Source organism: Clostridium sp. N3C (genome assembly GCF_900095445.1).
Lineage (GTDB): Bacteria > Bacillota > Clostridia > Clostridiales > Clostridiaceae > Clostridium_AU.
The window spans coordinates 20,265-33,702 of record NZ_FMJL01000016.1 but is presented as its reverse complement, the minus strand read 5'-3'; the positions used below and the strand labels follow the sequence as shown (position 1 = coordinate 33,702).

The window sequence follows — 13,438 nt, the reverse complement described above, 5'->3', positions numbered from 1 at the left end:
TTTAAATTCAACCTAAATAGAATCTATATATAAAATATGGGACAACCTGTCTGGATGTCCCGTATTTTTTATTTACCTTGCCTATTTTTCCTATATTTATTAAAACGCCTTAGCAAATCGGGATTCTCTTTAAAAAAGCCAACTAAATCCCTTAAGCCCATCAGAATTTCTTCATTTATAGTATGCTCAATTTTTTCTGTTTCTTCTAACAAACCTTCTTTAACATTTAGTAAGGTTAAAAACTCCTCCACAAGGTTATGCCTCTCAAGCAAGGCCTTACCTATTTTGATTCCTTCCTCTTCAAGCATTATTACCCCATATCGTTCATACTTTATTAGTTTTAATTCTGCTAGCTTATGTATCATCTTGCTTACCGATGGTGGCTGAACATGCAATGCATTAGCAAGATCATTAACTCTAGTAAAGCCAGTTTTATTAGAAAGCCTATAAATCATTTCTACATAATCTTCCGCTGAAGGAGAGAGTAAGTCCTTATCCCTTTTCATATATTCGCTAAAAGTATAAAACTCATCCTGTGACACTGTCTTCCCACCTTACGAATTCTTTATTTTTATTATATGATTTCTATGCTTTAAATATGGATTTTAATGATTAATTAAAACTGAGTAACTCAAAAGCATGATAGAAATAAAAGTACAGTAAAAAAGTGTTTAAATACTTTTATTAGACTTCCGTAAGCCAAGAAGTAATGGAAGCTTATAAATTTTTTACTTAATGATATTTTCATCTTATCTTAGCCTCTTCTTTTTTTATAAACAACTCTCCCTTTGCAGTATAACTAAGTATATATATTAAAATAGGATTTAATCCATTTGTATATAAAATAATTAAAGGTATTAAAAAACAAAGAACAAAATTAAATTTTATTAAGAATGAACATAATAGAAGCAATGCTATTGAAATCAAAGGCATTAATATAGCTTCTATTGCAACTTTTGAATTTACTTTATTAGTTATCAGGCAAATAAACAATATTAGGGCAAGTAAAAGTTGATAAGCCATTTGAGATACAAATAAAAGGGATAAGTCATTAAACATAGTTTTGCTAGATTTATAGTAACTATCATATAGGGCTAATGTTCCACTAATTAATGTATAAATTAGACCTGTTATTAAAATCCACTTAATGATTTTATTTTCCTTATGTTCTCTATATACAATATAAGTCAATATCAATTGCATAATAATTGGAAATGTACAAGGTAAATACTTATAAAGCTCTAAGCATTCAGAGAAAGGATATACTCTATCCATAAGTATTATTAAACAGTGGTGAATTATAATATATGTTATAAAAAATATAATAAAGTTTGTCTTTTTCATAAGGTAATGACTAGTAAACAGCATACTATGAAAAATATAATGATATTTTGGTTCACATTGACACTAGTTAATATTGGATGTGGAATTTATATTGTTTCTAAAATAGCTGATATACTGAAATAACATCCTTTTTAAATAATGTGATTTTATAGCATATGAGAAAATACCAAAGTTTAATGCCCACTGCAAAAATAAAGCTCTGCAGTGGGCATCTTTTACTTCATATTAGATTTTAACGATATGAATTTATACGCCAATTAATCAAAATTATTTTCTCTCTCAACTTTTAATACCTGCCCTGAAACAGCATCCACATGAACTTCATACACACCTGATTGGGTACGTATATCAATTTCATAAACTAATATACCATTTTCAAAATCCAACTCAATTTTAATAACTTGACCGGGAACTCTCTGCAAAGCAATTTGAACCGCAGTCTCGCTATTAATTCGGTAGCTTCTCCAATAATTATCCCATATTAAGTTATTGTATCCATTGTTGTAGGCGTTGTAGAACATTAAGTAGACTCCTTTCAAAGATTAAAAATTCAATATTACTATATTGATAAAGCTACCGAATTGTTACAACATTATGTGGTCACTAAACTAGTCCAAGTCTTAACACCAACAATACCATCTACCTTTAACCCTTTTCTTCTTTGATAATCCTTAACACAGCCTTCAGTAATAGGTCCAAAGTCTCCATCCACTGGCACCGCCCCTACTAACTGTTGAACAAAGCTAACGGCAGCTCCCTTACTTCCTCTCTTTAGGAGGGGCATCTTCTTTATACAAATCTTAGTTCTTGGTCCCAATATATTATCCTCCACTAGCTCTTTACCTTCATAGTCTCTAATACCTAGAGAATTGCATAAACCTTGGAACTTCCTTATCTTTTCGCTGTCATTATCAGCTGCAGCCTCATTGAGACTTACATTGTCATACTGATAAAGTTTATTCTGTTCAATGATGCTTATGAGCTTCTGAGCATACTCAGGGTCTGTGGCATAACCACATTTATATACCGATTCACAAGCCTCCTTATATTCCTTACACTTTCTCACAGGCTCATAACGGCTAGTGGCTAGTAGCTTATTATGATCCATTATGCTGTCATAATAGCTATCATACGCCCTAAAATCCGCACTAACTACCTGCTTTTTGCCCTTGTACCATTCAGTAGTCTGAATAGTAATCCTTTTGCCCTTCCAATCAGAAAAAGCCTTTATTCCAAAGAGATTTTTGGCTTTAATAGCAAGCTGACTAGTTCCCCAACCGCTTTCCAGGATGGCCTGTGCAATAGTAAGACTTGGAAGAACATTATAGTTCTTATAACCCTGTAGGGCTCCTTCTTTAATAGAATTAATAAATACTGCTTTATCCATATTATCTAAACCTCCTTCAATATTAAATACACAAAGGAGGTGAACTTTTATCTAAAAATAAGAACTTTAACTATAAAATCTTCATGTAAAAAAGACACCTTTTACGGTGCCTTTTCATTTATATATCATTCTTTATCTCTAAAGAAATCTTCACAGAACTTATGCCATTTTTCCTTATATTCTTCATGAGATAATAATTGAAGATCATAAGGTGAATAAACCTTCCTTTTCCTAGCCTCTTCAGCAAACTCCTCTGCATAGTCTGATGCTTCTGTTAAGAAACCTCTTACCCTAGAATATCCATTTGCAACTGCACAATAAAGTCTAGTATGGCCATCTTCAGATACAAAACGATCATTAATTTTAGCCAAAGGGATACAGATATCCTCTTCACTGTTTATGAAGCTTTCAATTGCTTTAACCTTTTCCGCATCAACAAAAAACTGTGAAGGTTGAATATCCTTAATATTTATATAGAAAGTCTCTTTAGGTGGAAAGGATTTTATCAATCCCATATTTTGATTGTAAAAATTTACAATATGTTCAGAATAAAACCTAAACTCGTCTATTAGTTCATCTAAATCAACCTCTTTATCAGCGTATACAATAGCCGAATCTTTATTTATTATTCTAAAACTGCACTTATACTTTCCATCCACAATAAAGGCACCATGTTGCCTTAGGATATCTTTATCAAATCTATCATCGTCATATGAATTTATTCTCTCAATTTCATTACTCATCCTTTTTATTCAACTCCTAACTACTGAAATCATGCTATCTTATTAGGGTAAGAATTAGACAATATAGATAATTAATTTTTTATAGCATATGAACCCTTACTGAAACTCTTTTTTGCAGAAAAACTGTTCCCAAGCTAAGAAGTATAATAAATATGCCCAAAATGCTTACATATTGCAAATTAATATCATTGAATAAAAAGTAGTTTAGTCTTTGGCCAAATGCAAACTTATTACTAGCATCCATGAAAACCAATCCGCTAAAAAACAATAAATAGTTTGAAAAGAGGCCATGAGCAGCCATAATCCTTTCCACTCTAAGAACTACTAGGAGAAATAAGTAAGACAAAAAAACTGTTATAAAGAAAATTAAAATAAAATACAATAGGGCTTGAAATGAAAATAAGCTAATATTTATCCCTGCAAGAAGGAGTATTAATAATACTGGTATCAGTACGACAATAAATATTTCTATAGTAGTCGAAATCACCCTTGAAAGAAAAATAGCAGTAAAGTGACATTTCTGATGTATGATATTTATCAAATAGTCCATACGAATTTCCCGCTCTATTTCACTAATAATTTGTCCGATAACTCCCGTTAGAATGAACCACATAAATATTCTAAAGATTAGATACTTATCGGAAGTAAATTTATTATGATTTGTACTATACTGTGCAAAAATTAATCCCAAGAGAAAAAATACGTCTGTGGCATAGCTTAGGAAATAATCCAAGGCATACTTTTTATTCTCTTGTACCTTTTTTATTAAATCAACTTTCACTAAAGATAGAAGGCCATCACACATGAAAAATTTTTCCCTCCTGATATAATCTTCTAAGGTTTATTTTAAATGTAACAAACATCAGGTTTAAGTATATAACAAATTGCAAACCCAATATGGCAACAGAATCCATTGGAATATGGTTGCCGCTTAATATGGATATAATTATCTTATTCAGCGTTGAAAAAGGAAATAAAACAGAAATCGCCTTTACTCCATAAAAAATACCAGAAAAAAATAATACCACATAGTATAAAACATTAGAAAGGGAACTAATCCTCTTATAAACTAAAGCAAAGCTTCCAATTACTCCTCCAATAATATACATAATAATAGTTGTAATAAAGATAAAAATGAATATCTTTAGAAATTGAATGAAAGAAACCTGAGGTGCCATATTAGATACTAAGGCAATTACTATAAATATGATGGCACCCTTCATAAAATCCATAAGGATCTGAATAAGGTTTGTCATAGCAAGTATTGAAAAGATACTAACCCTACTTGACAAAATGTTGCATAAGGTCCTATCTGCAATCTCATCCTCCAATTATATAGGCAGTATTATCTAAACCATGAAGAGACCAATACCATGTGAAAAGTAAGAAAAACAAGCTTTTATTCTCATTATCAAAGAAATCAATCAGTCCCATGAATAATAAAACATATCCCAAATTAGCAAAAAGGATATTAACTTTATAGTTTTTAAATTCAGAGATACTTCTTCGTAATTCTATGTAATAATTATGAAGCATTTTCATTCCCTTTCCTTATGCTAAGAATTTGCACCTTATCCATTTGGTAAACATGAGAAAGCTCATGATTTATCAAATCTGAATCATGGGTGGTTATTAGAATGGTACTACCCTCTTCTCTCAACTCACAAAGCTTATTAATAAGCACCTGCTTTGAATAATCATCCAGTCCATTGGTAGGCTCGTCCAAAGCAAGATACTTAGGTCTCAATATCATAGCAAGTATTATGGAAAGTTTCTTCCTATTTCCCTGTGATAACTCACTTACCTTTTTATTTATGTGTTCAGAAAACTTAAATTCATCAATATAACGTTTCAGTTCCTCTTCCTTAGTTTTATATTTTATTTTGTTGATCCCCAGCATTTAATGTATGTTTTCCAAGGCAGTTAAGTATTCATAAAAGCCCTTTCCGCTTTCTAATACAATATGGCTGTTTTTCCGCATATAGGAACTTTTATTAGAAAATCCATCAATGAATACTTCCCCTTTCGTTTGATAGATAAACCCACATATAATATGTATAAGGGTAGACTTCCCTGCCCCATTACTTCCTACAAAGCAGTTTATAGTTTTATCCTCTATTTTTAATTCTTTTACATCTAATACTGGAACATCTTTATAGATTTTTAGTAGATTTCTTATCTCTATCATATAATCCCCCTAACCTTATAAGCCCTTTTCCATTATCATTCAGTTTTCTTAGATTTCAGATACTTCTATACCAGAGCACTTATCATGAAAAAAGCTTATTTCATTTTCTATCCTTAAGTTTTTCATACATCCAAATTCAAAGAACTCTTCCCTGTTATTTCCATTTTAATGTTGCTATATTATCATAAAATTCAACAAATTTCAAAATAAAAACTCTTTTACTTAAATAATACTATTAACCATAAATACCTGGAGCTATAATTCAGTTGAAGATGTAAAAGATCTGATTAGCGACTTGGATAGTGATAGGAATATTTTAATTTCTACCATGCTTAAGAGTAAATTAAAGGTTGAAAAGGGAAGCAGTACAGGGGTAAGCACTATAAGCAGGGAAAGCAAATAATTAATTTAATTCAAACAATAAAAATTATTAAAAAAATCTATTAGGTATACCTACACTTATGATTTTATTGCCATAAACAAAGTTTTGACGACACCTTTTTGCACTTTCAAGTGACTTATATTTATCATATAATTTTTCGTTTAAAATATGTATTTTCTGATTTGAAGATCCTCTAATACCAAGATTATCATTTAATTCATCAATATAAACACCATCTATCAAAACATCAATATAAGGTAGAGCTTTGGAATAATTCTTTTCAATAGTATTAAAGTCGTAGCCAGTATAAACTAAAATATCTTCAAACCTTAATTTGCGCAGTTCCTGCAATAAAATATATAATTCTTCTACTTGATAAAAAGGTTCTCCACCGGTTATAGTTATACCATCTGCTTTAATATTATTTTCTCCTATGTAAAGTACAAGATCCGCAATGCTTATATCTTTGCTTTCATCCCTTTCCCACAGTTCAGGATTAGAGCATTTTTTACAGTGATGTGGACAACCAATTAGCCAAAGGCCTATGCGCTCTCCAGGACCTAATGTTTTTACTGGATATAAAATTCTATCAATCTGCATATTCCACCTCAAAGGTTAAATCAGCAAAGGTTATTTTATCAGAACAATGTATAGGTGTCTTTGTTAATTTAGGCATCCGTTTTCCATTAATAAAGGTTCCAATAGGAATCACAAGTTGCTTATCTGCAGATACCAGATTTAAAAGATTAGATTGAGAGGTAACATGTGCTGTTGTAAGCTCTATGTTACTTCCCTCTACTTTTTCCTTTTGTAGTTCGCTTTCCTCAACAGGTATGACAAAGGAAAGATCAAAACCGCATTTTTCGCACTCTAAGTTATTTATATTATTAATATGATTGCAATTTTCACAAACCCTAACTTCACTCATCAAACATTCTCTTCTTTCTATTTCTTACTTCTATTCTTCTATCCGAAGACTTTTTAAAGTCTGCAAATCTAACATACTTCTCCTCAGGTGGCAAGAGCTTCTTATCCCTTATTATGATGCCGTACTGTTGCAAGCCTTCCTTAACTTTATTATAATCTGGGCAAAATCTCTCCATATCAGTTTTTACAGCAGCAGTAGATCCATTTGAACCATTCTCATTTTTCTTACCTACCACTTCAAGCATCATAGCTCCACTTTCAGAGGATGCAACAGTTATAGCCGAGTTATTAGAGTAATCAAAGTGCTGCTTTATAATTTTTCGCTTATTAAGAACTTCATTCTCAATTACAGCATAACCTAATTCTTGCATTACTTTATCAATGCATTCTGCAACATATTCTCCTACTTTTTTGCTTTGAACTACTTCTAACATTTCTCTTATTTTTTTCTTTAATATTTCTATGTTCTCTGGCACTTCTTCACATTGGCCATATATTTCATTGCTCAATACAATATATTCATTGCGCAATCTTAGCATTTCCTCATTGTTATATCTAGATTGCTTTTCAACTAAGTAAGATTCAAAGTTTATTTTCATCTGACGAATCTTATAATTATCATCTAAGGAGTGGTTATTCATAATAGCATCATACTTAGCTTTTTCCTGTTCAAATTCATCACAGTCCATAAGCTGCTCAATAATGGAAGTATAAGTTTCCATAACACTATCAGAAATATTACTAATGCTTACAGGACCTTCCCATTCTGTGTTTATAAACTCTATTTCACGGCTATCCTGCAATTGCTGATTGTATTGAACATTCAGCTCTCTCATTAGATGATTGATTTGTGTAGATAAGTTTTTGATTCTAATAAATCTATTTTCATAAGCATTCAAAATGTCTGCTAAGATTTCACTATCACCTTTGATTTCATAGCTCTTGTCTATTGTTGATCTTAGATCTGAAATTAATTCATTCAATTGATTTATCAAAGTTTTAGTTTTTACCGCACTGTGCGCCATTGAGATATAACTCTCTAATTTACTGAAATCTATTTTTGAAATAACATCATCACTTTTTTTAATGCAATCTTTGATGGAGGAAGTTATTTAAACACATCTTTGATGCTCTAGTTCTGCTTCTAATTGTTTTTGTATTATAAGCAATCTTTGTCTTTGAAGTTGAAACTCTGAATATTTAGGACCACTCATTATTCCCAAACCGCCTTTTCATATATTTTCATCCAACTTTCAACCTGTTTAGCATATCCTAATGAATAAATCCACATAATAAACATTGGATTAGAAATTAAATCTTGACATATTCTTGCTATGTAATTAAAGTCATTCATTTCTAAATCATCAATGAAGTCTTCTAAGTTTACATACTTCTTCTTATTATAGTCAAAGCCTATCTCTGGATATAAGATGTACATGAGAGCAAAATAGTACTCACTTTTATTTTTCTGTATCTGTTCAGTTATAAACTTAATTTCAGCTTTTAAATCATCATTAAAATTGTTACTTTCAATAAATTGTAACAAGCAACCTTTTGAAATTAACTTCCAAATATCAGGATCTATTTCAGGGATTTTTTCTTTCATTGCCGCGCCCAAAGCTTGTAAATCAGGATATACCTTACCTTTAAAGCATAAGGGAGCATGAGGATTAAGTATATATATCATAGAAAATACAGCTACATCTTTGTCTTCAAACTCTTTAACATCAGCAATTTTGTTTACGTATTCCTCACCATATTGAATGATATTCTTTTCGACCAAACCTCTATACAAATGTTTAGTAGCATTTTCCCAATCATTAGCAAAGGCCATACTGATTTCATCCAGTCCATAGTACTTGTTATAATTGAAAGTATATGGCTTTATTCCCTTATGAGTCTTTCTTTCCTTAATTTCGACATCTTCCTCATTCAACCAGCGAACAACCTCATCATACCCCCATCGATTATTTCTATCTTTTACTGTAAGTCCTCTTATTAATTGCTGCATTCTTGGAGGTACAGTAGCAGGGATCTCCAAAGGCTTATTGATGGTCTGGTAAAGTATCTGCATGTCAGTCATCCCCAAAAAGGGATCCTGTCCAATTACAAGATGAAGTAATGTAATACCGAAAGAATAATAGTCTGATTGCCTTGATACAAAACCATTGGAAGCCTCTGGTGCAGAATAACCCAAAGTTCTTGATATTGAAGTTGCTCTTACAGAAATATTGTTATCCAACAAGGAACTTATACCAAAGTCTCCTAAAATAACCCTTGACTCATCATCGCTTAAAAATAAGTTACTTGGCTTAATATCCCTATGTATAATACCATTATCATGAAGTACTTTTAAACCTTCATTAAGACTTTTTACCACTATCTTTTCTATGAAGTCAATGCTCATAGGAATATTTTTTGTTAAATCACCCTTTTCATAATAAGGAAGAATTTCATACATTCTTCCATCATATATGCCGCCTTTTCTGTGTGGCATAACATAAGGTGAATTAATATTTTCCAATACCTTTTCAATTTTTCCGTCAATTCTTGCTCCACTGTGGTATAACTTTATGACCTGATTAACTCCTTCTTCATCCTCAGTCAAAATCAAGGTAGCTTCACCGGTATTTTCTGCAATAACTTTTTTAATTTTAAAACCATCAATGCTAGTTCTACGACTAAAATCAATAGCAGTATGAGGTTGCATTATTGAAGTAACTCTATTATTAGAATCCTTATCCATGATTTCAGTAAGACGCGCAGAAGAAACATTATTGTCCATTACAGAAGTAATACTAGAACCATTAGCTTCAGGCATTAATGAAGTAGCTCTAGTTTCTTCTTCCATAAGTTCTGTTTTTTTTGCTTCAGTCATTACCCATTCCCTCCTTTACAGGTCTTATAATTATTAGAGTAATGTTATCTTGTCCTCCCTTTTCCTTAGCTTGCTCAACCAACTTAGCAGTAAGTTCTTTAAGATCACTTTCTTTCTCAAAAAACAATTCAATATCATCTAAAGAGAGCATATCCGTAAGGCCATCAGTGCATATTAAGAAAGTAGATAATTTATCAACTTTTTTGATATGAGGTAATAGCCCTTCTTTTCCTATGTATTGTATTAAGGGTTCTTTATCATTTGTTATCTCTCCTAATAGACCTGATAATGTATCATCTATACTTAACTGATTTAAAAAACCTCTGGAAAGGGAAAAAACTTTGCTATCTCCTACGTTAAAGGAATATATACTATCTTCTCCTATAAGGATACCAGCTAAAGTGCAAGCAGTATCTATTGTCATCCTTAACTCACATACCCTTTGATTTACCTTATCAATAAATCCTATTATTTCACAATCATCATAAGGTATAGTAGAAGATAAGGCCGTTTTAACACATACACCAGTGGCCTCTTCTCCAGCTCTAGTGCCACCAACACCATCAGCAACAAAAGCAAAAATCGGTACCTTAATCTTCTTATAGAGAAAATACTCTGTAGTGTTATAAATACCTATATCATTTACATAGAAACCGTCTTCATTATTTTTTCTTAAACCCCCAAGGTCTGTAGCTATGCATATTTCAAACTCCATTATGTATCACACTCCAATTTTATTATGGAGTTCTCTTCTACAATCTTTTTTACATTTACCCTAGAACCATTTTGAATTTTATTGTCAAATATGTACCTTGCTAAAGGATTAATAAAGTTCTTTTCAACAATGTTTCCTATGCCTCTCCCGCCATTTTCAAGGTTACCAAAAGCAACCTTTACAAGATAATCCTTAGCTTCATTAGAAACAGTAATTGTTACATCCTTTTGCTTCTTTACGTTGTTTATAATTTTATTAAGCTGAGAATCTAGAATTTGTGTTGCCACTTCTTCTCTTATAAAATCAAATACAACGATGTTTTCACCGATTCTATTTAGAATCTCAGGTCTTCCTAACTGTAACTTAAAGTAGTTTTCAATAGATCTAATAATTTTATTTGATATTGTGCTATAATCCATGGAAGGGTCCACATTTAAAATCCTATTGCCATATTCATCAAGATCATAAATTCCTAAGTTACTTGTAAAGATAATAATACATTCAGAAAAATAAACTGTTTCACCTTTGCCATCAGTCATTCTACCATCATCAAGTATCTGCAGGAACTTATCAAAAATAGAAGGATGGGCTTTTTCAATTTCATCAAATAATAGAATTGAAAAAGGTTTTTCCTTTATTGCATTGGTAAGCTGACCGCCAGCTTCATATCCTACATATCCAGGAGGGGCCCCTAATAGCTTTTGATCTGAATGAGGCTGCTGATATTCTGACATATCAAACCTTATGCAATTATTCTCATCACCAAATATCATTTCCGCAAAGGTTTTTGCTAATTCAGTTTTACCTGTTCCTGTTGGTCCAGCAAAGAACAATACACCCTTTGGCCTGCTTGCACTAGAATGTTGTAGCCCAGCCATATTGGTTACTGCACGCTTGATAATATCCAATACTTGTGATACAGCCCTATCCTGACCCTTAACCCTTTTTCTTATTACTTGTTCTGCGTTGTCAAGCATTTCAAGAGGAAGTTCTACCCAAGGATTGTCCTTTATACCATACTTATATAAATGAATAGCATCTTTAATGTTTTCAATAGGAATATTCTGCTTTTTACAAAGGAATTTTAGTGCATTTAATTCAAGATTTTTAAAGCCATCTGTAAGTTCTACAAAATCCTCCTTATACTTTTTTAAATCTTCTTCAGAATATTCCTTATCCCCTGTAAAAAACTTAATTTGTGTATTAATAAACAATTCACGGATTTCTTTGTTGGGTTCATTAATTCTCATAGTCTTAGCCATAGGATTATCTAAATAGAGCCAAACAGGAATGTCATTTGATTTTTCACATATAATAAATATTAGGTTATTTTTAAAGCCATCTTCTGTAGATATTTGAGTTTTCTTCAAGCCAGCCATCATAATCTTAGTATAGAAATCCCTTTCATTCTCACTAATATTATCAGCTGAAAGAACATATCGTGAAGCCATTACAAGGACAATAGCATTCAAGTTTTCCCTGTTTTGATTTGCTTCCCTTATAAGATCTGCTGCCCTACACATATCAACTTTTAATGATTTTTCATTATTGCCTAGCTTGCCCAAGTTAGTAAATTGACAAAATCTATTTAAATGTTCCCTATCAAATTCATTGTAAAAGCCGTCGATATGATTATAAAAAACTATGTTTTTATAACCTGCATCTTTTAGATAGCGAAAAATATAATTATCAAGAAACATCAAATCCCAACGTATTTCATTGTTTTCTAATCTACTAGGATATACCTGCATGTCATAGATATTACCTTCCATTATAAAGGTGCTTTTTATATCTATAAACTGATCTAGTTCCTGATGCCATTTGCTAATTTTCACTGCTTTCACCACCCAGTGCAATAATATCATTATTCACACTATATACACCTTTGTAATAGTTATAATTGAAAGATAATTCCTTCCTTTCAGCGGTAGTTAAATTGTGGGAATATACATTGTTTTTTATCCTATAATAAACATTTTCTTTATCTACACCAAGAAGTTCACTTATACCTATTGCAATGGTTTCAGGAAAATGATTGTTAAGGTTGAACTTTACAATCTTATCATTATTTTGAACGTAAACTTCACCGTTAAAATAGAATTTCTCTACATTATTATCACTCCAAGAATAGGTGGTACTACCAATGGTTCGTGCGCTGAGCTTATTATCATAATTTATGTATAAAACCGTGTTTGCTGCTATTGTAAAGTTCTTAACCCCTTCTTCTATAATTACTTCTGACTTGGCTGATTTAAGATTGTGTTTATAAAGATTGTTGGACTTTGAGTAATTTACATAATAAAGATCATCACCAACTAAAAGAACAGTACCCACTTTGTCATCAATTATAACCTTTTTATCAGATCCATCATCTTTACAAGCATATAGCTTCTTATCCGCACCTCTGAAAATTACAAGATCTTTGGCAAGATTTATTTGCGAAATTGGCTCTTTAGAAATAACGGTATCCTTACCATTCTTATGTAATATAACCTCATTGTTCTCATTTATGCTAGTATAACCATACTGATTTTCTGCTATCAAACCATAATTCATTGAGTTCATAGACTTATTGCCTAAATATGCTGCTTCAAACTTATCATATAAGTCTAGATGCATGATAGCTTCAGGGGAGTTTGCAATTTTAGCCATAGCCTCTGCATCCGTAATTTCTGCATTTTTTAATTCATTATATAAATTATCTTTTTTTATTAAATCCACAAGAAATATCACAGCAAAAAGTAAAATAAAGATGATGGAAAAAATCTTAAACCTTTTTTTGAATTTCTTTTTTCTCTTTTCTATTTTTTCATTCTCTTTATTAAATTGATTTTCTAATTCTGCTATATAAGCTTCAAGAACTTTTCCTGGCAC

Annotated in this window: 14 protein-coding genes and 1 pseudogene; all 15 read right to left on the bottom strand. The window is 31.4% G+C overall.

The annotated features are described in order from the left end of the window. Positions 1–68: 68 nt before the first annotated feature. Positions 69–542 (bottom strand): metal-dependent transcriptional regulator, encoded by a 474-nt coding sequence (locus N3C_RS06730; protein ID WP_074365294.1) that lies wholly within the window; start codon positions 540–542, stop codon positions 69–71. 202 nt (positions 543–744) lie between these two features. After that, a complete protein-coding gene (locus tag N3C_RS06725; protein ID WP_207648610.1) occupies positions 745–1,203 on the bottom strand; it encodes a hypothetical protein in 459 nt (152 codons plus the stop codon). Between the two features lie 398 nt (positions 1,204–1,601). Then, on the bottom strand, positions 1,602–1,865 hold the full coding sequence (locus N3C_RS06720) for a PepSY domain-containing protein (protein ID WP_074365292.1): 264 nt from the start codon (positions 1,863–1,865) through the stop codon (positions 1,602–1,604). Positions 1,866–1,936: 71 nt separating this feature from the next. Continuing rightward, positions 1,937–2,731, bottom strand: a complete 795-nt coding sequence (locus N3C_RS06715) for a glucosaminidase domain-containing protein (RefSeq protein ID WP_074365291.1) — start codon at positions 2,729–2,731, stop codon at positions 1,937–1,939. A gap of 125 nt (positions 2,732–2,856) precedes the next feature. Further along, complete coding sequence (locus tag N3C_RS06710) at positions 2,857–3,474, bottom strand: hypothetical protein (protein ID WP_074365290.1); 618 nt, start codon at positions 3,472–3,474, stop codon at positions 2,857–2,859. Positions 3,475–3,553: 79 nt separating this feature from the next. Next, positions 3,554–4,279 carry a hypothetical protein gene (locus tag N3C_RS06705; RefSeq protein WP_074365289.1) on the bottom strand — a complete coding sequence of 242 codons (726 nt, stop codon included), beginning with the start codon at positions 4,277–4,279 and terminating at the stop codon, positions 3,554–3,556. Continuing rightward, complete coding sequence (locus N3C_RS06700) at positions 4,272–4,766, bottom strand: hypothetical protein (RefSeq protein WP_074365288.1); 495 nt, start codon at positions 4,764–4,766, stop codon at positions 4,272–4,274. The genes N3C_RS06705 and N3C_RS06700 overlap by 8 nt, the downstream gene beginning before the upstream one ends. Positions 4,767–4,999: 233 nt before the next feature. Next, positions 5,000–5,662, bottom strand: a pseudogene (locus N3C_RS15280) (ATP-binding cassette domain-containing protein). Between the two features lie 430 nt (positions 5,663–6,092). Continuing rightward, the gene (locus tag N3C_RS06680; protein ID WP_074365284.1) at positions 6,093–6,644 is read right to left on the bottom strand and encodes a 4Fe-4S single cluster domain-containing protein; all 552 of its coding nucleotides are present in this window, start codon (positions 6,642–6,644) and stop codon (positions 6,093–6,095) included. Next, positions 6,634–6,972: an FHA domain-containing protein gene (locus tag N3C_RS06675; protein ID WP_074365283.1), complete on the bottom strand. Its 339-nt coding sequence runs from the start codon at positions 6,970–6,972 to the stop codon at positions 6,634–6,636. The genes N3C_RS06680 and N3C_RS06675 overlap by 11 nt, the downstream gene beginning before the upstream one ends. Beyond that, positions 6,965–7,996, bottom strand: a complete 1,032-nt coding sequence (locus N3C_RS06670) for a hypothetical protein (RefSeq protein WP_074365282.1) — start codon at positions 7,994–7,996, stop codon at positions 6,965–6,967. The genes N3C_RS06675 and N3C_RS06670 overlap by 8 nt, the downstream gene beginning before the upstream one ends. 188 nt (positions 7,997–8,184) lie before the next feature. Next, positions 8,185–9,849, bottom strand: coding sequence for a serine/threonine-protein kinase (locus N3C_RS06665; RefSeq protein ID WP_074365281.1), 1,665 nt, complete (start codon positions 9,847–9,849; stop codon positions 8,185–8,187). Continuing rightward, on the bottom strand, positions 9,842–10,564 hold the full coding sequence (locus N3C_RS06660; protein ID WP_074365280.1) for a PP2C family protein-serine/threonine phosphatase: 723 nt from the start codon (positions 10,562–10,564) through the stop codon (positions 9,842–9,844). Before N3C_RS06660 ends, N3C_RS06665 begins: the two co-directional genes overlap by 8 nt. Then, entirely contained in the window at positions 10,564–12,399 is a 1,836-nt protein-coding gene (locus N3C_RS06655; protein WP_207648609.1) for an AAA family ATPase, read from the bottom strand. The genes N3C_RS06660 and N3C_RS06655 overlap by 1 nt, the downstream gene beginning before the upstream one ends. After that, a complete protein-coding gene (locus N3C_RS06650; RefSeq protein WP_074365278.1) occupies positions 12,389–13,438 on the bottom strand; it encodes a DUF5050 domain-containing protein in 1,050 nt (349 codons plus the stop codon). The genes N3C_RS06655 and N3C_RS06650 overlap by 11 nt, the downstream gene beginning before the upstream one ends.

Bases quoted from the DNA above. Each gene is read 5' to 3' on its own strand.
- N3C_RS06725 (WP_207648610.1), bottom strand. From the start codon at position 1,203: ATGCAATTGATATTGACTTATATTGTATATAGAGAACATAAGGAAAAT.
- N3C_RS06720 (WP_074365292.1), bottom strand. From the start codon at position 1,865: ATGTTCTACAACGCCTACAACAATGGATACAATAACTTAATATGGGAT.
- N3C_RS06715 (WP_074365291.1), bottom strand. From the start codon at position 2,731: ATGGATAAAGCAGTATTTATTAATTCTATTAAAGAAGGAGCCCTACAG.
- N3C_RS06710 (WP_074365290.1), bottom strand. From the start codon at position 3,474: ATGAGTAATGAAATTGAGAGAATAAATTCATATGACGATGATAGATTT.
- N3C_RS06705 (WP_074365289.1), bottom strand. From the start codon at position 4,279: ATGTGTGATGGCCTTCTATCTTTAGTGAAAGTTGATTTAATAAAAAAG.
- N3C_RS06680 (WP_074365284.1), bottom strand. From the start codon at position 6,644: ATGCAGATTGATAGAATTTTATATCCAGTAAAAACATTAGGTCCTGGA.
- N3C_RS06675 (WP_074365283.1), bottom strand. From the start codon at position 6,972: ATGAGTGAAGTTAGGGTTTGTGAAAATTGCAATCATATTAATAATATA.
- N3C_RS06670 (WP_074365282.1), bottom strand. From the start codon at position 7,996: ATGGCGCACAGTGCGGTAAAAACTAAAACTTTGATAAATCAATTGAAT.
- N3C_RS06665 (WP_074365281.1), bottom strand. From the start codon at position 9,849: ATGACTGAAGCAAAAAAAACAGAACTTATGGAAGAAGAAACTAGAGCT.
- N3C_RS06660 (WP_074365280.1), bottom strand. From the start codon at position 10,564: ATGGAGTTTGAAATATGCATAGCTACAGACCTTGGGGGTTTAAGAAAA.